General features: G+C 67.6%; 18 protein-coding genes. 7 read left to right on the top strand and 11 right to left on the bottom strand.

Features of this window, described 5'->3' with window-relative positions; translation table 11 throughout:
- Positions 1-3: 3 nt before the first annotated feature.
- Positions 4-474 (top strand): NUDIX domain-containing protein, encoded by a 471-nt coding sequence (locus HZF05_RS03680; protein ID WP_160366341.1) that lies wholly within the window; start codon positions 4-6, stop codon positions 472-474.
- On the opposite strand, the gene HZF05_RS03675 is transcribed toward HZF05_RS03680, so the two are convergent.
- Together HZF05_RS03675 and HZF05_RS03670 are read right to left on the bottom strand one after the other, a co-directional pair.
- Positions 475-1,188 (bottom strand): endonuclease/exonuclease/phosphatase family protein, encoded by a 714-nt coding sequence (locus HZF05_RS03675; protein ID WP_160366340.1) that lies wholly within the window; start codon positions 1,186-1,188, stop codon positions 475-477.
- A complete protein-coding gene (locus HZF05_RS03670) occupies positions 1,185-1,550 on the bottom strand; it encodes a CsbD family protein (protein WP_160366339.1) in 366 nt (121 codons plus the stop codon). Before HZF05_RS03670 ends, HZF05_RS03675 begins: the two co-directional genes overlap by 4 nt.
- 98 nt (positions 1,551-1,648) lie before the next feature.
- Between HZF05_RS03670 and HZF05_RS03665 the strand changes: the two genes are divergently transcribed.
- Positions 1,649-1,990: a hypothetical protein gene (locus tag HZF05_RS03665; RefSeq protein ID WP_160366338.1), complete on the top strand. Its 342-nt coding sequence runs from the start codon at positions 1,649-1,651 to the stop codon at positions 1,988-1,990.
- A gap of 3 nt (positions 1,991-1,993) precedes the next feature.
- Here HZF05_RS03665 and HZF05_RS03660 read toward each other — a convergent pair whose 3' ends face one another.
- From HZF05_RS03660 to HZF05_RS03625, 8 genes are all read right to left on the bottom strand, one after another.
- The gene (locus HZF05_RS03660; RefSeq protein WP_160366337.1) at positions 1,994-3,472 is read right to left on the bottom strand and encodes a helicase HerA domain-containing protein; all 1,479 of its coding nucleotides are present in this window, start codon (positions 3,470-3,472) and stop codon (positions 1,994-1,996) included.
- Between the two features lie 117 nt (positions 3,473-3,589).
- Entirely contained in the window at positions 3,590-6,994 is a 3,405-nt protein-coding gene (locus HZF05_RS03655) for an autotransporter outer membrane beta-barrel domain-containing protein (RefSeq protein WP_160366336.1), read from the bottom strand.
- 156 nt (positions 6,995-7,150) lie between these two features.
- Complete coding sequence (locus HZF05_RS03650; RefSeq protein WP_220129694.1) at positions 7,151-8,023, bottom strand: RDD family protein; 873 nt, start codon at positions 8,021-8,023, stop codon at positions 7,151-7,153.
- A complete protein-coding gene (locus HZF05_RS03645) occupies positions 8,020-9,078 on the bottom strand; it encodes a stage II sporulation protein M (RefSeq protein ID WP_160366335.1) in 1,059 nt (352 codons plus the stop codon). Before HZF05_RS03645 ends, HZF05_RS03650 begins: the two co-directional genes overlap by 4 nt.
- Complete coding sequence (locus HZF05_RS03640) at positions 9,078-10,397, bottom strand: DUF58 domain-containing protein (RefSeq protein WP_160366334.1); 1,320 nt, start codon at positions 10,395-10,397, stop codon at positions 9,078-9,080. Before HZF05_RS03640 ends, HZF05_RS03645 begins: the two co-directional genes overlap by 1 nt.
- On the bottom strand, positions 10,394-11,350 hold the full coding sequence (locus HZF05_RS03635; protein ID WP_160366333.1) for an AAA family ATPase: 957 nt from the start codon (positions 11,348-11,350) through the stop codon (positions 10,394-10,396). The genes HZF05_RS03640 and HZF05_RS03635 overlap by 4 nt, the downstream gene beginning before the upstream one ends.
- Positions 11,347-12,567, bottom strand: coding sequence for a DUF4350 domain-containing protein (locus HZF05_RS03630; RefSeq protein WP_160366332.1), 1,221 nt, complete (start codon positions 12,565-12,567; stop codon positions 11,347-11,349). The genes HZF05_RS03635 and HZF05_RS03630 overlap by 4 nt, the downstream gene beginning before the upstream one ends.
- A complete protein-coding gene (locus HZF05_RS03625; protein WP_160366331.1) occupies positions 12,564-13,196 on the bottom strand; it encodes a hypothetical protein in 633 nt (210 codons plus the stop codon). The genes HZF05_RS03630 and HZF05_RS03625 overlap by 4 nt, the downstream gene beginning before the upstream one ends.
- Positions 13,197-13,419: 223 nt before the next feature.
- Between HZF05_RS03625 and HZF05_RS03620 the strand changes: the two genes are divergently transcribed.
- The 5 genes from HZF05_RS03620 to HZF05_RS03600 all read left to right on the top strand — a co-directional run bounded on the left by HZF05_RS03620 (position 13,420) and on the right by HZF05_RS03600 (position 17,855).
- Positions 13,420-14,175, top strand: coding sequence for a YciC family protein (locus tag HZF05_RS03620; protein ID WP_160366330.1), 756 nt, complete (start codon positions 13,420-13,422; stop codon positions 14,173-14,175).
- A 104-nt stretch (positions 14,176-14,279) separates the two neighbouring features.
- Entirely contained in the window at positions 14,280-14,417 is a 138-nt protein-coding gene (locus tag HZF05_RS03615) for a hypothetical protein (protein ID WP_160366329.1), read from the top strand.
- Between the two features lie 111 nt (positions 14,418-14,528).
- Complete coding sequence (locus tag HZF05_RS03610; RefSeq protein ID WP_160366328.1) at positions 14,529-15,068, top strand: sigma-70 family RNA polymerase sigma factor; 540 nt, start codon at positions 14,529-14,531, stop codon at positions 15,066-15,068.
- Positions 15,058-15,699, top strand: a complete 642-nt coding sequence (locus HZF05_RS03605) for an NrsF family protein (protein WP_160366327.1) — start codon at positions 15,058-15,060, stop codon at positions 15,697-15,699. The genes HZF05_RS03610 and HZF05_RS03605 overlap by 11 nt, the downstream gene beginning before the upstream one ends.
- Before the next feature lie 56 nt (positions 15,700-15,755).
- Positions 15,756-17,855, top strand: coding sequence for a S9 family peptidase (locus HZF05_RS03600; RefSeq protein WP_160366326.1), 2,100 nt, complete (start codon positions 15,756-15,758; stop codon positions 17,853-17,855).
- Here HZF05_RS03600 and HZF05_RS03595 read toward each other — a convergent pair.
- Positions 17,852-18,256, bottom strand: a complete 405-nt coding sequence (locus HZF05_RS03595) for a hypothetical protein (RefSeq protein WP_160366325.1) — start codon at positions 18,254-18,256, stop codon at positions 17,852-17,854. The genes HZF05_RS03600 and HZF05_RS03595 overlap by 4 nt on opposite strands.
- Positions 18,257-18,441: the final 185 nt, after the last annotated feature.

The following is an 18,441-nucleotide window of genomic DNA, read 5'->3' as shown; positions in this document are numbered from 1 at the left end:
CCGATGGCGCGCACCCACCGCCTGATCGCGCGCGCCGCAAGGCTCTGGTGGGCGATCCGCAGGCCGAGAACGCTGGGCGTCCGCGCGCTCGTGCTCGATGGAGAGGAGCGGGTGGCGCTGGTGAAGCACACCTATCTGCCGAACTGGTACTTGCCGGGCGGCGGCGTGAAGCGGCGCGAGCGCTTCGCCGACGCTCTGGCGCGGGAGCTGCGCGAGGAGATCGGGCTCACTGAATTCCGGCTGGATCGGATGCTCGGCATCTATCGCAACGGCAGTGAGGGCAAGGACGACCACGTGGTGATCTACGTCGTGCGCATCAGAACAGCCACGGCGGACATCCGCCCGGCCGATGCGCTGGAGATCGAGGCGGCCGGCTGGTTCGCGCTCGATCGGCTTCCGGAGGATATCTCGCCGGCATCGCTGCGCCGGATCGAGGAATATCGACGTGGAGAAACCGGGGCGGGGGACTGGTAGCTACCGTAACCCCACCGCAGCCCAGATGGGTAGATGGTCGCTGGCGCGCTTCGCCAGCGGGGAATGGTGAGTGCCGGCGTCCAGCACTGCGAGATCGTGAGTGGTCATGATCCGGTCGAGACGGGCGATCGGGCGACTGGCGTGATAGCTGGGGCCAGTCGGCGCGAAGTGGAAATGGCTCATGAAATCCCTGAGGCAGCCGCCCGAGCTCCATTCGTTGAGATCGCCCATCAGCACAGTCGGGATATGATCGCCGCACGCCTTGACATGCTCGATCACCGCGCGTGCCTGCCGTCGCCGGTACAATCCGGACAGATCGAGGTGCATGCCGATCACGCGCAGCCTCTGCCCGTGCAGGGCGATCTCGGCCATCACTGCTCCACGCGGTTCCAGCACCGGCAGCGTCAGCGGGCGATGATCGAGGATGTCTGCATCCCGACGCACGAGGACGGCATTGCCGTGCCAGCCCATGCCGCCGGGACGGATCTCGTAAGGCACGGCCTTGTAGGGTGTCTCGCGCGCGATCGCCTCGAAGGGGAGCGCGCTCTGGCGGGCGCCCAGCCGCCGGTCCGCCTCCTGCAGGCAGACGATATCGGCGCCGAGTTCGTTCAGCACGGACAGAATGCGCTCGGGGCGGCGCTGCCTGTCCGTGCCGATGGCCTTGCGGATGTTGTAGCTGGCGACCTTGATCGATGTCTTGGGCGCCGCGCTCATTCGCCGGTCTTTTTGCTCCCGCGACGGCTCCACGCGAACCAGCCCACGGCCAAGCCGGCGATACCGGCGGTGACGGCTGCGATCAGCACGGTATTATCGCCTGTAGCACGCGCCACCGCCGCTGAGCCACGACGGGCATAATCGCGCCCGGTGTCGATCGCGGTCTTGGCGGCTGAGGGGGCGTCGTCGACGATGTCCTTCACTTTGTCGCGCACCTTGCCGGTGACATCCTGCACGGTGCCGAGCGCCTGGTTGAGATAGCCCTTGCCCTCGAGCTGCTCGTCATTGGCGACCTTGCCGGCCACCTCCTGCGCGGTACCGATGACCTTCTTGGCGGTGCCCTTGATCTCGTCCTCGTTCATGGTCTGTGTCTCCTGACGGGTTTAGCTTATCGGCATAGTGAACGCCCGAATCGCGCGACGGGTTCGCACGAACGGTTCGGATGCGAAAGGAGATGACGATGCGTGCGTTGATCGGTGGCCTGATCGGGTTGGTTCTCACGGCTCCGGCGCTGGCCGCGACCCCGCAATGGGCCAATCCGTTCAACCAGAAGATCATGGCGCTCAGCCTCGCCGACCGCAACGGCGCGTTGCGCCGCGCGATCACCAACAGCGACGAGAAATGCGGGCGGCTGAGCAAGAGCACCTATCGCGGGCCCTACGGAAATCTCGGCCTGTGGGTGGCGCACTGCCAGCCGGGCGGCGATTACGCCATCTTCACCGGGCCGGACGAGAGCGTGCAGGTGCGTGCGTGCGGCGACATGAAGAGCCTGAAGCTGCCGGAGTGCGGGAAGCTGGATTGAGCCTCAGGATTCGGCCGAAACCTTGTCCGACACCGCCGTGGTCCAGCCCAGCGCTGGGAGCGCGATGGCGCGGCCGCCGCGCAGATCGATGCGGATGACGATCGCGCCCTGCTGTTCGAGGAAACCGAGCAGGCGCTTCGCCCGGCCGGTCGAGTGCGTGCCGTAGACGCGCGCGATCTCGGTGTCGGACGGGCAGGGCACGCGCTCCAGCGCGGCACGCGCGAGAAGCAGGAAGACGCCGCGCGCATCCTCGGGCAGCGCTTCGGCCTCGCACGCGGCGTCGGCCATGGGATCGTCCTCGCCGATCGCCTCGTAGAGCCCGGCGCGAGCCAGCGAGAGACGGGTGCGGAAGTCGGCGAGGTCGAGACCTGAATCGGCCAGCCCGCGCATTCGGCAGCGCACGCCAAAATCCTGGAACAGCACGGCCGCCGGGCGGAAGCTCTCGCCTTCGTCGGCGACAATCTCGGCAAGGCAGGCGGCGACGATCGCTTCGCGCTCTTCGGGTGATTTTTCGAGACGCGTCTCGTCGGCCGGGCCGGATGACGGCGCCTCGATCGAACGGAGCAGTTGCTCCATGCTCGGGCGCGGCTGTGGCGGCGGAGGAGCAGGCAGCGGCAGATCCAGCTCGGCCGGGCGCTCGAAAAGCTGCGCGCGCGCCTCGTCATCCGGGACGTTGGGTAGCGGCATCAGCTTGGGGGAGGAGGAGCGCGCCTGCGTCTCGACATCACCGATCTTGATCGGCAGAGGCCGCCGCGACAGGGCCGGACCGAGCGCGATGAAATGGCCGCGCGCGAGATCGCGGAACTGCTCGGCCTGGCGCCGCTCCAGCCCCAGCAGGTCGGCGGCGCGTGCCATGTCGATGTCGAGGAAGGTGCGGCCCATCAGGAAGTTGGACGCCTCGGCGGCGACGTTCTTGGCGAGCTTGGCGAGGCGCTGGGTGGCGATCACACCGGCGAGGCCGCGCTTGCGGCCTCGACACATCAGGTTGGTCATCGCGCCGAGGGAGAGACGGCGCACTTCGTCCGATACCTCGCCGGCGACGGCCGGGGCGAAGAGCTGCGCTTCGTCCACCACCACCAGTGCCGGATACCAATGCTCGCGCGGAGCATCGAACAGGGTGGACAGGAAGGTGGCGGCTGCGCGCATCTGCCCCTCCACCTCCAGCCCCTCCAGCGTCAGCACCACGGGGACACGCTGCTCGCGTATGCGGAGCGCCAGACGGCGCAATTCGGCCTCGCTGTGCGCGCCGCCGTCCACCACGACATGGCCGAAGCGATCGGAGAGGGTGACGAAATCGCCCTCGGGGTCGATGATCACCTGCTGCACCCACCTCGCCGATCCTTCGAGCAGGCGGCGCAGGAGGTGCGACTTGCCGGACCCGCTATTGCCCTGGACGAGCAAGCGGGTGGCGAGCAGTTCTTCGAGGTCCATGGGGGCGACGGCACCGTCCGGCGCGGTGCCCATGTCGACGGCAACGGTCATGGGGCCGTTCTAGGGGCCGAGCGGCGAGCCGCAAGCGAGTCGGCCCGAAACATCCCCAGAAAAGCGAAAGGCCGGCCTTCCGTGGGGAAGACCGGCCTCTGCTCCATCCGGAGAGGATTAGAAGTGGAAGGTCACCGAGCCGCGATAGACCTGATAGCTCAGGTCCTTGCGGCCGAAGACGGTGTCCGCCGAGACGCCGATGTCGGTCGTCCCGCTGACGATGCTGAGGCCGCCGCCGACCTCGCCCCAGTTGCGGTCGCGGCCGAAGGAGCCGAAGTCCGCGCTCGGCAGGCCGGTGCCCGATGCCTCGGTGAAGTGGGCCAGGATATCCTCGCCATTCTTCAGGAAGTCGTGGACGAAAGCCGCATCAACATGCGGGTGGACGCCGCCCACGTCGATCGCAACCTGCCCGCCGACCCGCGCCTGGATGCTGTTGAAGTTGCGGTGGTTGAAGGTCAGCGAACCGATGCCGCCGCTTTCCTGCCCGCCCTCGAACTCCAGATGGCTGCTGCGGATCGAAGCCATCGGCGTGATCGTGAAGTTGGTGGTCTTCATGTCGTAGCCGAGCGCGAATTCGCCCGATACGATCGGCGCATTCTCTTCGTTGTGGAGCTTCGCCGTCACGTCGGCGATCTGATACTGGCGGCGCGTCTTCGTGCTGATCAGGCCACCCGTCACCGAGGTGTTGATGAAGCCGCCGTTGCCGAAGCTGTAGGTGCCGTAAGCGGTCAGCTCGAACAGGTTGCTGCGCGCCCGCTCGGACAGGATGGTGTCGCCCTTGCCGTGCGAGTAGCTGGCGGAAAGGCCCATGATCGTCTTGTCGTCGATCTGCTTTTCGAGGCCACCCGCGACGTACCAGCCGGAAAGATCGTCCTTCTTGCCGGAGATCAGGTTGGGCAGGGGCCGCGACGAGCCGTCCAGATAGCCGCCCGCAATATAGGCGCTGACGCCCTCGGGCAGCTTGACCGCCGTCTGCTGCGGGTTGGTCGGCGCCTGCATCAGACCCGAGGCCACGTCCCGCGCGGTCTGGTAGCCGGTGCGGATCACCCCGAGCGGGTTGCCGAGCACCGCCAGCGTGTCGCCGCCGCCGCCGTGGCGGAGCAGGCTCAAGCGATCGCGGTAGAATTTGGCGAGCGCCTCGTCCTGCATCCGCACCAGGCTCAGCTCGGTCTGCTGGGCGAACGGTCCGGCCTGCTCCAGCGTGCTCTTGATCGTGCCGAGGTCCATCACGTCGGTGCGATCGTAGAAGCCCTGGATATAGGAGCCGCCGGCCCGGCTGCGATCGAGCAGCTGGGCATAGGCATCCTGGATCGGCGAGCCGCTGACGACGCTGGTATAGGGCCGCGCGCGGATCTTCACGGACAGCGTGTCCGCCGTCTGGGTGACGACCGGGTAGAGGATCGCCGAAAGCTCGGTCACCGCCGAGAAGTGGTCGAGCAGCCCGCCGTCGGCGGTGATCAGCGTGTAGGTGCGGTTGGGATCGTAGTGATAGCCCTTGGCCGGCGCGAGCGCGAGGATGCCGCCGAGATCGCCGACGCCGGTCTGGCCGCCGGCGGCCGGATCGACGAACGGGTTGGCGACGATGGCGAGCTTGTCGGCGGTCGTCGCGCCGATATCCATGTAGGTGCGCGTACCGGACGACAGGATCACGTTGCCGCCCACGGTCAGCGTGCCGATCGTGCCCAACCTGCCCGGCGCGATCGCACCCAGCATCGAGATGATGTCGGGTGCCACCACCGAGCCATTGCCCTGCAGCAGGCCGCCGGCGAGGTAATATTCGCCGATCGAGACGTACTGGCCGTCGACCGTCATCACGCCGTTGGCCTGCGTGGTGTCGATCAGCGTGCCGAGATTGGCGTCGGCGGCGATCGTGAGGTTGGACTTCGCGCCGGATATGGTCAGGCGGTCGATGATGATGTCGGCGCCCGACAGCGTGGTGGTCCCGTCCGCCGAGAGGGTGACGTCGTAATAGCGCGCCGGGGCGCCGGTGGTGACGTCGCCGTCGGTGTCGTCGGGTACGAAGTTGGAGGAGCCCGGCGCGCCCTGTACCAGCTCGCCGCCGACCATCGCCGATCCTTCCGCCGGCGTTCCGGCGTCCTGCGGCGAGGCGAGGCTGGCGACCGATCCGCCCGAGCTTCCGAAGCCGCTCGTCGGGCTGGAGATCTTGGCGGTGGTGCCGCCCTTGTCGTTGGCTACGGTCGCGCCGTTCAGCGAAAGCTGCATGCCACCCTTGTCGTTCGAGGCGACGGCGCCCTTGGCGTTGTTCGACGTCGAGCCTGTCTCCGGCGTGCCGTCGGTCGGGCTCTGCGGTACCACCTCACCGGTGGCGATGTTGGTGCAGTTCAGACCGTCGCAGACATAGCCGAACTTGGGGCTGTCGCCGGTGAGGCCGCCGGCCGGCGTGGTCGGCAGCGCATTGACCAGCTGGCCGTCTGCGCCGATCGTCTGATAGACCGGATCGAGGTTGATCACCCAATGGTTCGGATCGGTCCAGCTACCGTCGCCGGCCTTGGCGCCGACATATTTGTACGGGTTGTTGGCGACGATCCAGTCCCAGTACAGATAGAGCGGCTGGTAGAAGCTGGACGTGCCGTAGCCGGCCTGGACCTGCCCGCCGAAGGTCAGGCCGCCGGAGAGCACGCCGGCGATCACCGGCCTGGCGAATTCCTGGTCGATCAGCAGCGGGCCGCCCGAATCGCCGGGCGCGGTGATGCCCTCCTTGGGCAGCGGCGTGTCGCCGAACAGGCCGAAATCGGACAGGCTCTCATAGCCCGGGCTGTTGAAATCGGCCTGGTAGAGATTCTGCGGCAGACCTTCCGGGTTGTAACCGAACGCCTTGTCCAGATCGTCCAGCGAACCGAGGACGCTGACGACGTTTTCCGCGATGCGGCGCTTGTAGTCGATGTTGGAGCCGTCGCTGCCGGTGGTGCCGGTGCCGTTGCCGCCATAGCCGGTGATGATTGCGTGGGTCGGCCCGGTCAGCGGGCTGAACAGCATGTCGTGGGTCGGCACGCCGGTGACGGGCGTGTTGAAGGCGATCATCGCGACGTCGCCCTGCAGATAATTGTTGTCGGGGCCGAGATCGAGCGAATGCTGGTTATAGACAACGTAGCTGCCGTTGTAGAAATGGTCCGTCGCGCTGCTCTGCAGGCCGCCGAAGGCCCAGTTGATAAGCGACCGGAGGTTGTCGGCCTGGAAGCCGACGCCGATCGGGGTGCCTCCGTGCGCAGAGCCGTAGCTGCTGGCCGGCTGCTCGTTCACGCAGTGCGCGGCGAGGATCACGGTGCGCGGGTTGATCAGCGTCGCGGTGCAGAGGCCGAGGTTGATGCTGCCGTCGTCATTTTCGGCGGTGATCGACACCATCTGGCCGACGCCGGTGATGTTGGTGGGATCGACCGCCTGGGCGGGCGTGTAGCCATCGTTGATCGTGATCGCGCTGGCCGGCGCCGAAGCCAGAGCCGCGCCGAGCGCCGCAATCGCCGTCGCGCCGAGAGCTGCCCGGCGAGCCTTGTTGATAGCCATCTAACTGTGTCCCCTGCCTTTTTAAGCCATCCCTCAATGGCAGGCGGCAAGGTGACGATGGGCCGGGCAATGGTCAACCGAACCCGTCCGGCGGGCTGAACGTGCGATGTACGATGTGGCAGAAATGCCGCAGAATCTTAACGGTGCACCGTGCGTTCAGCTCCGGTCGTGCTTGTCGGCCCGGCGCTTGCCGAACAGCAGCTTCTGTTCGAGCCGGCCGCGCAGCGCGGCGTAATAGGCCTGCAGGAAAGCAAGGTCACGTGCCCCCCCGTCGTCGCTCCAGTGCTGGCGGCCGATGCGCTGGCAGATCGTGTAGGTGACGGTGGCGACGGCCGGCGCATGGGCCTGGCGGATCACCTGCTCCAGCGTCTCCAGCTCGAACACGCCATAGGCATCGAGCTCGGCTTCGGTGAAGACGGTTTCCTCGGCATCGGCGGAGAGTTCGGGTAGCAGCGGTCGCTTAGGCACCCGGATGACCCAGGTGCCGGCGAGCAGGTCCCCGGCGCGCAGCCGGTCGCGGTTCATCAGCGGCATGAACAGGAAGATCGCCGTCCAGCCGAGCGCGAAGACGAGAATCAGCGTGTCGTAGCCGTGGGTCGCGAAGCTGGCGAACATCAGCATGATCGGCAGGAACGCCTCGACCTCCCGCAATGCGTTGCGCGCGATCACGGCGTCGAGCGTCAGCCGCCCGCCGTGGCGCGCGATCACCCGGATGCCGAGCGCACGCTTTCCCGGCGTCTGCCCGCGCGGCCGCGCCTCGAACCAGGTGAAGTAGAAGTTGCGCAGCAGGAACAGCCCGATCGTCCAGATCAGGCCGACGCCGCGATCGACGGCGCGGCCGGGGAGCGACTTGGCGACGAAGGCGAGGAAGACGGTGATCGCGATGATCGATCCCAGCAGGATCAGCATGTCGAGCACGAAGGCGCCCGCGCGCTGGCCGGCATCGGCGATCTCCAGCGGCAGCGGCACGCCTTCGGGCGTCACCAGCATGCGGACGCGCCTGGCGTCCTTCGGCATCCGCGCGCTCATCGGCGGCGCCCCGCCGGGCCGTAGAAATAGGCCAGCCACAGGGTCAGCATCGATCCGCCGATCAGGAAGCGCAGCCAGTCGGTCGTGACAAGCTGGCGGATGAAGCCCTCCAGCAGCGCGGCCACGAACAGCATCACCACCACGCCCGCCATCACCGTGCCGGACTGGCGCCCCGCCGCCGCCATGCCGTCCAACCGGGAGAGGCGGCCGGGAAAGGCGACCGCCCAGCCGATGCGGATGCCGGCCGCGCCCGCCAGCGTGATCGCGAACATCTCGGTCGTGCCGTGGACGCACAGCCAGCCGACCAGTTCGCCTGCAATATGGTGATCGGCGTAGAGCGCGAGGAAGGCGCCCAGCGTCAGCCCGTTCATCAGGATCAGGATCGCGCTCGGCACCGCGAACAGGAAGCCGAGCGCGAAGCACATCAGCGAGATCTGCGCATTATGGGTGAACAGGAAGCTTGCGAGCGCCTCCAGCCCGCTGGTGTCGCTGTCGTAGAGGACGTCGCGCAGCTGCTGGGTGGTGGAATCGGGCGTGCGGCCTTCGGACATCCCGCCGACCAGCGACATGAACCAGCCCGAATCCGCGCGTACCAGCATGTAGCCGGCGAGCGCGCCGGCGACGAGCAGCAGCAGCGAGCCGAGCGTTTCCTTCCACAGCGCCAGAACGGCGGCGGGCCAGTCGTGGCGGAAGAATTGCTTCAGGCGCGGCCCGATCCGCCCGCGCACGCCGTAGAGGAAGAAATAGGCGCGGGTGGACAGCCCCTCCAGATAATCGATCAGCGCGCGATCGAGCAAGGTTTCGCGCGCCACTGCGAGCGCCGACACGGTCGCGCGATACAAAGTCGGGAGGGCGAGCAGCTCGTCGTCGGTCAGTACGGCGGCGGAGCGGCGCTCGGCCCGGTTCAGCAATTCCTCCAGCCGCCGCCAGTCGCCCTCTCGCTCGGCGCGGAATTTTGCCGAGGGGAGCGGATCGAGGCGGCGCTGCTGGTGTGCCAGTTCGTCGTCGGGCAGATGGGCATCGCGCTTGCGGCGGAAGGGCAAAGCGAACGCCATCAGACCACTCCCTGCCGCTTAAGACCGAGATAGGCTTCGACCAGCGCCGTACCGGCCGTGTCGTGCCTCGCTTCGACGATATGCACGCCCATCCGCCTGAGCCGCGCTGCCACGATGGCGCGCTCGCGCAGAAGCGCCTGCGCGGCGACGGCGCGGGTGACGTCCTCCGGCTCGGTCGGTTCGGCGGCGGCGAGGGCTTCCAGTTCCTCGTCGCGGTAGATCAGGAACATCAGGATGTGGCGCTGGAGCAGAGGCGCACAGGCGCGGACCATCAGCTCGGCGCTGGTCGGATCGGTGAACTCGGTGAAGAGGATGATCAGGGTCCGCCGATCGAGCTTCTGCGCGATCCGAGTGAGGCCGAGCGTGTGGTTCGCCTCTCGCGTGCCGTAATCGATGCTCGCCGCGAGCCGCTGCAGGGTTGGAAAACTGTGCACGCCAGGCGAAATCGCCGACGAGACGATCGGCTGCTCGGCATAAGCGAACAGGCCGATGCGATCTTCGAGCTTGAGCGCCACATAGGCGGCGAGCAGTGCAGCGGTGACGGCGCGATCCACGCGCGGCGTGCCGCCCAGCGGCTCCGCCATGGCGCGGCCCGCGTCGATCGCCAGCAGGATCTGGTTGTTGCGCTCGATCTGCCAGTCCTTGGCGAGCAGGGTGGCGTGGCGGGCGGACTGCTTCCAGTCGATCGCGCGCCGGTCCATGCCCGGTTGCCATTGGACGAGCGACTGGAATTCGGAGCCGGTGCCGATCTCGCGCCGCGCCGTTTCACCGCTGATCGCCTGCTGGATCAGCAACTGGCTGTCCTCGCGCACCGGGCGCAGATCCGGCGTGATGAGGATGGCGTGATCGCGATCGTCGCGCCGCTGCTTCCAGATCAGACCGAGCGGCCCTTTCCAGCGCAGCCAGAGCGCGGAGACGTGGGCCGTGCCGCGCCTCGTGGCCCGTATCGGGATCGATTGCGTTTCGTCGCCGCGAAGCGTGCGGCGGACATCGTCGACCGGCGCCAGGCGCTCGTCCAGATCGATCGCCGACTGCACGCGACTGCGCGCGGAAACCTGGAGACTCGCGTCGATCCGGCTGCCGACCGGAGCGGTGCCGGCCACGGTCAGTTCGGCCGCGACCTGATTCCGTCCCGGCGCCAGCAGCGCATCGGCGCCGATTAGCAGGATCACCAGCAGCATCCAGGCGAAGCCGATCGTCCACAGCGCGGGCGCGGCGACGCCGATGACGAGCGCCACCGGCGCGCCGGCCGCCATCAGCAGCACGGCGCGCGCCGTGGGATAGAGGCCGCCGCCCGATCGCTGCCTGTGCCACTTCATCGCGGCGCTTCGACCTCGGCGATCAGCGTGGCGACCACTTCCTCGGGCTTGCGCCCGTCGATCTCGGCGGTGGGGGAGAGCGCGATGCGATGGCGCAGCACAGCGGGGGCGAGCGCGCGCACATCGTCCGGCACCACATAGTCGCGGCCTGCCAGCGCGGCTGCCGCGCGCGCGGCACCGGCCAGCTTCGCGGCGGCGCGCGGGGAGGCGCCAGCGGTCAGCTCCACGCTGGTCCGGGTGGCGCGGATCAGCCGGACGATATAGGCGACCACCTCATCCACCAGCGTGACGGTGGACACCGCCTCCAGCGCTGCCGCGACCTGCGCGCCATCGGCTAGCTGTCCGACGCCCCAGCGCCCGGGCGAAGCCATGCCGCTGTCCTTGCCGTGGCTGGCGACGATGCGGATTTCCTCGGCCTCGTCGGGATAATCGACCAGAAGCTTGAACAGGAAGCGATCGAGCTGCGCTTCGGGCAGCGGATAGACGCCTTGATTCTCGATCGGGTTCTGCGTCGCAACCACCATGAAGCGATCGCCCAGCGGGTAGGAAACGCCGTCTAGCGTCACTGATCGCTCCTGCATCGCCTCCAGCAAAGCCGCCTGCGTTTTGGGCGGAGCGCGGTTGATCTCGTCGGAGAGCAGGAGGTCGCAGAAGACCGGCCCGCGGATGTGGCTGAAGCTGCTGGTCTGGAAATTGAAGACGTTGGAGCCGGTGATATCGCCCGGCATCAGGTCCGGCGTGAACTGGATGCGCTTGAAATCGAGGCCGAGCGTGGCCGCGAAGCATTGCGCGAGGAAGGTCTTGGCGGTGCCGGGCGGCCCTTCCAGCAGCACGTGGCCGCCCGAGAAGAGCGCGATCAGCAGATGGCGCACGGTCTGCTCCTGGCCGACCACCGCCTTGCCGATCTCGCCTGCGATACGCTCGCCCAGGCCTTTGACTTCGTCGAGCGTCATCGTGTGCGGTTCCTTCTCCAGCGGTACAGCGCGCGGGCGGCGCTCAGCAGTTGATCGCGATCCTCGGCGGTCTCGGCCTGCCATGCGAGGGTTGCATAAGGGGGATCGCCCTCGGCTTTGCCCGAGCGATTGAGATAGTCGTCCAGCGCCTCGCCCGAGAGGCGGGCCGGGGCGTGGGTCGCCTGCGCCGTCAGGTCGCGGGTGAGCGCGGCGTAGGCAGCGCCGACGCGATGCTCCTTGCGCGCGGCGCGGAACAGCATCGCAGCGTTATCGACCAGCGTGCGCTTGCCCATTGCGATGGCGCGCGCGGTGACAGCCGGCGCGCCGAAGCGAACCGCGCCGTGCAGTCCGGCGAGGAGACCCGCCGCGACGATGATGAGCGTCATCGGCAGGAAGGGCGGCTTGAACACCGACTGGAGCGGGCTCTTTTCCTGCTTCGAGGTGCCGAAGCCGTTGAGCGTCAAGTCGAAGGCGATCTCGTTTGTAGGGGCGAGGTCGTCAATCACCTGCCAGCCCTGCCGCGCGGTCCATGGATCGGCGATGCCCTGGTTGTTGAGCAGATCGGGATCGGCGAGCACGAACACGGGGCGGCCCACCAGCTTTCCGATCAGCACGCGTCCGTCCTTGTCGAGCAGCACCGGGGTGAAGCCGCCCCCCGTCAACCGTTGCTGTTCATTCAATGGGCCGACCTTGACGCGGGCGAGGCGTGGCGTGTCGCCGGTGCGCGGGGGCCGGGCCTTGAAAGGTGTCTGGTCGATCGTCATCTTCGGCGCATATTTGGACAGCGCGAAGACCGGGCCACCCGACCACATCATGTCGACCCGCTGCGCCCAGTCGGGCCGTTCAGGCATCGGCCGGGTCCACCATTTGGGTAGGATCACCAGCGTCGGCGCATCGCCGCGCGAGGCGAGCAGCTTGGTGAAATCCTTCTGCTCGGTGTCGATCTCAGGCGTGACGACCAGCAGGTCGCGCGTGCCGAGCTGCGCATCGTCGCGCACGATCAGCGAATGGCTGCCGAGATCGTCGGTCAGCTCGACCAGCCCGGCATAGCCGTTGCCCGACGTGGAGAGCGCGTGGCCGCGCCCGTCATGCCCGCTCTGAAATTGCGGGGCGAAGGCGATCAGCAACAGGAAGCCGGCGAAGGCGATCGCCGCCACCACGATGATGATGATCACCGTGCGCGATCGGAAGGGCGCGGCCTGGGCCTCCCCGCTCATCGCCAGTTTCCCGCCAGCGCGAAATCGGCATAAGCGTTGCGGGCCCGTGTCCACGCCTCGGCGGTGGCGCCGCGATCGGCGAACAGGCTGATCTCCACGACATTGGCGATCGAGGCGAAGGCGGGGCGCGCGGCAAGCGGAATCTCCGGCGTCGCGGCAAGATCGCGGCTGGTGGTGGCGGGTCGGACGAGGCCGGGCCGCCGCTTCATGATGTCCTCCACCGATCGCAGCAGGATCAGCCGCGCGGCCTCGGCATAGCGGCCGGCGGCGGCGAGCGCGTCCGCCTCCTCCAGCAGCGCACGCACCGGCGCCACGTCGGGACGCCATTCGGGCTCCTCGAGCGTTTTGTCACCCCGGCGCTGCCACGGCCAGCGTATGTCCACGAACTGGCTGACGATCATATAGAGGATGAAGAGGGCGATCCCGCCGAGCGTGATCCACGTCAGCACCTTGAACACGGGCCAGGCATGGTGCAGCCAGCGGGCGATCGCCGCGAGCCAGGCCGGTGTGTGTGGCCGGGGCGCCTGCGGCAGCGCGAACTGGATGCGCGAATCGGCGAGCAGATGGACATGCGCCCGCGCAAACGCGTCCGCGCCCGCCTTCGCTGCCGGAGCTGCCCCTGTCCCCACGCTTACTCCCGTGCCCACCCCAGGGCATTCAAGAGACTATCCGTTACGATTTCGTTCGCAAGTCCCGACGCACAATGGACAAGTCGATCCGCATAGAACAACAATCGAGCGGGGATCGTGGCATGGGCGGGGGGCTTTCTTGACGTCTTTTCTTTTAGGCTATCTGTTGGTCGGGGCGATAGCGTTGGTCGTATGGCTATCGCTAAGGGCACAGCGTGAGCCGGTGTCGCTGATCGAGCCGCTGGATATCGGACGGGTCATCGGTGGTTCGTTCGAGGCTTTCGTCGCGCTCGGCTGGCCGATGCTGCTGCTTGCGGCGCTCATCGTTGGCCTGTCGCATACGGCTTGGGTCCATCTGTACGAGGCGGTGCTGCGCCCGCGAGTCGGGATCGGCGCGATCTCCCCACTCCAGACCGCCGGATACACTTATGCGGCGACCTTCCTGCTTCGCGTGGTGGAGGTGATCTTCAAGATTCCCGCGATCGCGCTGCTCGTTGCCCGTTATCAGGGCCAGCCGGTATCGCTGCGATCGGCGATGGCCGGCCTTCCGTCCCTGTTTCTCCCCGTCGTCACGCTCTCCCTTCTGCAATTTATCGGCGCGGTGCTTGGCGTTATCCTGTTCATCGTTCCGGGCATCCTGATCTATTTGAGCTGGGCGGCCGCCGGTCCTGTGCTGATCGTCGAGCGCGTCGGCATTCTGGCAGCGATCCGCCGCAGCCGGGATCTCACGACCGGCTCACGGGGGCGGATATTGCTGGCCGTCCTGCTCTACACGGCGATCGTCCTCGGCGTCTGGACGCCGGAGCTTATGGTGAGACATTTCATTCCGGGCGCCTATTGGCCGATTACCATCTACGCGGTAGCCTTTCAGATCTTCGCCGCGCTGCTGGCCACGGGTTTTGCGGCGGCTCTCTACGTCGAGCTCCGGCGCATCCGCGAAGGCCAGTCCGCGCCCGGCCTCGCGGAGGTGTTCGCCTGAACATTTCAGGGGCGAAGCGATGTGTTAACCTTGCACAAGGCGGGAAACATCCGCCGGGCAGTCCCCTGCACGGCTCATTTCGAGCAACCAGAGGGAGTTCGCCCATGAAGACTCTTCGCATCGCCACCGCCTGCGCGCTGATCGCGTCCTTCGGCCTCGCCACGGCGAGCCAGGCGCGGCCGCATCATCGCACCTGCAAGGTGACCTGGGTCCACCACCACAAGGTTCGCAAGTGCTGGTAAGCCGCGCGTAACCGGATCGCCGCCGCCGCCGAACCTTGAGGCATGGCGGCGGCGCATCCTTTTCGATATCCAGAGCGGGCGACCGACGCGATCGGCTGCGCGGGAGCCCGGATGCAGAATGACGAGGCCGATCAATGGGGCGCCTGGATGGCTGCCGCGCAGGGCGGCCATGGCGGCACCTATCGCCGTCTGCTCGGCGAGATCCGGACGTGGCTACTCCGCTATTTCGCCCGCCGTCTGCCACCTGCCCAGGTCGAGGATGCGGTGCAGGAGACGCTGATCGCGATCCACGAGAAGCGGCACACCTATGATCCCGCGCGCCCGTTCCGCCCCTGGCTGGCGGCGGTGGCGCGTTACAAGTGGATCGACCGGCTGCGCGCCATGGGCCGCGATCGCACCGAGGAGCTGCCCGATGCGATCGGCGTCGAAGGCCATGAGAGCGAGGTCACCAGCGCGGTGCTGCTGCGCGATCTGATCGCGCGGCTGAAGCCCGCCCAGCAGCAGGCGATCAGGCTGGTCAAGCTGGACGGCTACAGCGTCGAGGAGGCCTCCGCGCGGACCGGCCAGTCGCCCTCGCTGGTCAAGGTCAACATCCATCGCGGGCTGAAGCAGCTTGCCGTCATCGTGCAGGAGGTGCCCGATGACGAGTGAGCGCTTGCTTGACGAGCTCGCCTCCGGCCTCACGCCCGTCCGCTGCCGCAGCGCGGGGCGGGACGGGTTGATCGTGGGCGGGCTGGCGGTAAGCGAGCTGACCCTGTTCCTGATGATGGGGCTGGCCCGGCCCGACATGCATCACGCCATGGGGGAAATGTCCTTCTGGTGGAAGCTGGCGACGCTCGGCCTGCTGACCGTCCTCGCGGTGACGACGGCGGTGCGCTCCTTCGATCCCGCCGTCTCGCCGTCCCGTGGGCTGCGCTGGGCGGCGGCGCTCGCCGTGATCGCTTTGCTGATCGGCTGGGGCATCGATGCCTCGCATCATGCCAGCCGACCGCTGCTGGCCCGGCTCGAATGGCGGGAGGGCGTGAACTGCCTCGCCTGGATGGTGCTGCTGTCGCTGCCGATGCTGGCGGCACTAGCCGTACTGATGCGGCGCGGCGCCCCCACCCACCGACGCGGAAGCGCGATGGCGGCGGGGCTGGGCGCGGCCGCGTGGGGGGCGTTCGTCTTCTTCTTCGCCTGCGGGCATGATGACCCGCTCTATATCGTCTTCTGGTACGGGCTCGGCTGCGTGCTGGTCGGGCTGGCGGGGAGGACGCTGCTTCCATTCGTCGCGCGCTGGTAGCTTGCGATCGCCGCCTTGCGGTCTAGTCTCGACCCCGAAACAACAGGGGCGATGGCATGACGGCTCGGGCGATGCGGTTTTTCGGGGCGGTGCTGCTGGCCGGAGTGGCGATGCCCGCATTGGCCAAGCCCACTCTGCCGGATTTCCTCGGCTACAGCTTCGTGAGCGAGCTAACCTCTGCCGAGCATGCCGATCGCATCACCTGGGTGGAAAACGTCAAGGGCGTCCGCAATGTCTGGGCTGCGTCCGGACCCGATTTCGCCGCGCACCCGGTGACGCACTACACGGCCGACGACGGTCAGGAGATCACCCAGCTCCGCTTCGACCGGGCGGCCGACACGATCGTCTTCGTGCGCGGCGGCGATCATGACGCCAACTGGCCGGCGGAAGGCGATCTCGCCCCCGATCCCGCGAACGGTGCCACCGAAGACAAGGTGGAGGTTTATGCTGTCCCCTTCGCTGGCGGCACGCCGCGCCTGCTGAGCGAGGGCGACGAGCCGGCGGTGTCGGCGAAGGGCATGGTCGCCTTCGTGAAGGAGCACCAGATCTGGTCCGTGCCGCTCGACGGATCGGTGAAGCCCGCCAAATTGCTGTTCGATCGCGGCAAGGATCGGCAGCCGCTCTGGTCGCCGGATGGCAGCAGGCTGGCTTTCGTCTCGGGGCGGGGCGATCACAGCTTCGTCACCCTCTTCACGGACGCGGCGACGCCGCTCATCTATCTCGCGCCGTCGACGGGGCGTGACGGCGATCCGGTCTGGTCGCCGGACGGCACGCGCATCGCCTTCAGCCGCCAGCCCGGAGACGGCGGGGCGCCGGTGCCGTTCCTGGTCAACACGCCGCAGCCCTTCGCGATCTGGACGGCGGACGTCGCCACCGGTGAGGGCAGGTGCGTCTGGGCCAGTCCCGTGACGCTCAACGGCTCCTATCCGCAGGATGGTGACGGGCTCGGCCTGCGCTGGATGGCGGGCGATACGCTCGCCTTCCTGACGACCCTCGACGGATGGGAGCATCTCTACGCATTGCCGGCTGCAGGCGGAACGCCGAAGCTGCTGACGCCGGGCAACTATATGGTCGAGCACGTCTCGCTCGGCCGTGACAAGCGGACTCTCCTTTACGCGGCGAACACCGGCTCGACGAAGGACGATGACGATCGGCGCCACGTCTTTGCGGTCACACCGGAGAACAAGCCGGTCGCCCTCATTGGTGGCACCGGCCTGCAATGGTCGCCGGTTGCGGCGGGGCGGGGCGTGGCCTTGATCTCGGCGGATGCCACGCATCCGGCGGCTGTCGCGTTCGCTCAAGGCAAGATGCTCAAGCCGCTCCACGTGGCGGTGCCGGACTATCCCGTCGCGTCGTTGGTCACGCCGAAACTGGTCAGCTGGACGGCGCCCGACGGCCTGACCATCCAGGGCCAGCTGTTCGGGGCAGCCGGCACCGCAAAGAAGCGCCCGGCCGTGATCTTCGTCCATGGCGGCCCATCGCGGCAGATGCTGCTCGGCTGGCATTATATGGGCTATTATTCCAACGGCTATGCCGTGAACCAGTATCTGGCGAGCCGGGGCTTCGTCGTGCTCTCGGTCAACTACCGGCTCGGCATCGGCTATGGCCGCGCCTTCGAGCAGCCGGATCATGGCGGCGCTGCCGGTGGCGCCGAATATCAGGACGTACTGTCCGGGGCACGCTGGCTCCAGCAGCAGCCGGGTGTCGATCCGGCGCGGATCGGCATCTGGGGCGGCTCCTATGGCGGCTACCTCACCGGCATGGCGCTCTCTCGCAATTCGGATGTGTTCAAGGCGGGGGCGGACCTGCACGGCGTCCACGACTGGTCCCGCCTGGTTTCGGAGGAGAACCCGCCGGCCAAGCGCTACGAGCAGGGCGATTGGGACCGGTTTTTGAAGACCGCGTTCGAATCCTCGCCCGACGCGCAGATCGCCGACTGGCGCTCGCCGGTGCTGCTCATCCAGGGAGACGACGATCGCAACGTCCGCTTCAACCAGACGGTCGATCTCGCCGGGCGGCTGACCAAGGCGGGCGTGCCGTTCGAGGAGCTGGTGATCCCCAACGAGATCCACGGCTTCCTCCGCTACGAAAGCTGGCTGAAGGCGGACGCCGCGACGGCGCGTTTCCTGGAAGAGAAGCTCGGCCCGGTGGGCTAGTTCGTCGCGATCTTGTCGATCAGCGTGTCGATCTGGTCGCGCGCCTGCGGCGTGTAGCCCTTGGCGCCGCCGACGCGCGGTAGCTTGTCCGCGACGCGCTGGTTGCTGGCGGCGGCGAGGGCATCGATGTCGCGGACATTCTGGCCGTACTGGCGCCCGTCCGCCGGCTGCAGGCCGAGCGGATCGCTCCACCGTTCCAGCTCGGGGAAGCGGGTGCGGAATTCCAGCTCGTTGCGCAACTGCTGGACCTGATGCTGCTTGGCTGAAATCTGCGCATCGAGCGCGCGATTCTCGCTGCTCCACGCGGCGATGTGCAGCGAGACGAGATAGCCCAGCACGCCGCCGATCGAGAGCACCGCGATGCCCGCGACCGCGACGACCACGGCCAGGCCCTGCCCCATCGGCGGGATGCGCACAGACGCAGCGGAAGATGGAGTCCAAGCCATAAGTGACGTCATGATGCCCCCGAAATCCTGAACCCTGCATGAGCCGGAACGCCGACGCGCGCGATCTGTTTCCGAACGGAGACAGAATATGTCTTCGGCCGTTCGCACGATGCGGCTAAACCAGCGCAGCGATTGAGAAG

The sequence above is a fragment of the Sphingomonas chungangi genome (assembly GCF_013778325.1).
Taxonomy (GTDB): Bacteria; Pseudomonadota; Alphaproteobacteria; order Sphingomonadales; family Sphingomonadaceae; genus Solisphingomonas; species Solisphingomonas chungangi.
Note: the sequence above shows the minus strand (reverse complement) of the source record. Positions and strands in the feature narration are given on the sequence as shown.

Bases quoted from the DNA above. Each gene is read 5' to 3' on its own strand.
- HZF05_RS03680 (WP_160366341.1), top strand. From the start codon at position 4: ATGGCGCGCACCCACCGCCTGATCGCGCGCGCCGCAAGGCTCTGGTGG.
- HZF05_RS03675 (WP_160366340.1), bottom strand. From the start codon at position 1,188: ATGAGCGCGGCGCCCAAGACATCGATCAAGGTCGCCAGCTACAACATC.
- HZF05_RS03670 (WP_160366339.1), bottom strand. From the start codon at position 1,550: ATGAACGAGGACGAGATCAAGGGCACCGCCAAGAAGGTCATCGGTACC.
- HZF05_RS03665 (WP_160366338.1), top strand. From the start codon at position 1,649: ATGCGTGCGTTGATCGGTGGCCTGATCGGGTTGGTTCTCACGGCTCCG.
- HZF05_RS03660 (WP_160366337.1), bottom strand. From the start codon at position 3,472: ATGACCGTTGCCGTCGACATGGGCACCGCGCCGGACGGTGCCGTCGCC.
- HZF05_RS03655 (WP_160366336.1), bottom strand. From the start codon at position 6,994: ATGGCTATCAACAAGGCTCGCCGGGCAGCTCTCGGCGCGACGGCGATT.
- HZF05_RS03650 (WP_220129694.1), bottom strand. From the start codon at position 8,023: ATGAGCGCGCGGATGCCGAAGGACGCCAGGCGCGTCCGCATGCTGGTG.
- HZF05_RS03645 (WP_160366335.1), bottom strand. From the start codon at position 9,078: ATGGCGTTCGCTTTGCCCTTCCGCCGCAAGCGCGATGCCCATCTGCCC.
- HZF05_RS03640 (WP_160366334.1), bottom strand. From the start codon at position 10,397: ATGAAGTGGCACAGGCAGCGATCGGGCGGCGGCCTCTATCCCACGGCG.
- HZF05_RS03635 (WP_160366333.1), bottom strand. From the start codon at position 11,350: ATGACGCTCGACGAAGTCAAAGGCCTGGGCGAGCGTATCGCAGGCGAG.
- HZF05_RS03630 (WP_160366332.1), bottom strand. From the start codon at position 12,567: ATGAGCGGGGAGGCCCAGGCCGCGCCCTTCCGATCGCGCACGGTGATC.
- HZF05_RS03615 (WP_160366329.1), top strand. From the start codon at position 14,280: ATGAAGACTCTTCGCATCGCCACCGCCTGCGCGCTGATCGCGTCCTTC.
- HZF05_RS03610 (WP_160366328.1), top strand. From the start codon at position 14,529: ATGCAGAATGACGAGGCCGATCAATGGGGCGCCTGGATGGCTGCCGCG.
- HZF05_RS03605 (WP_160366327.1), top strand. From the start codon at position 15,058: ATGACGAGTGAGCGCTTGCTTGACGAGCTCGCCTCCGGCCTCACGCCC.
- HZF05_RS03600 (WP_160366326.1), top strand. From the start codon at position 15,756: ATGACGGCTCGGGCGATGCGGTTTTTCGGGGCGGTGCTGCTGGCCGGA.
- HZF05_RS03595 (WP_160366325.1), bottom strand. From the start codon at position 18,256: ATGGGGCAGGGCCTGGCCGTGGTCGTCGCGGTCGCGGGCATCGCGGTG.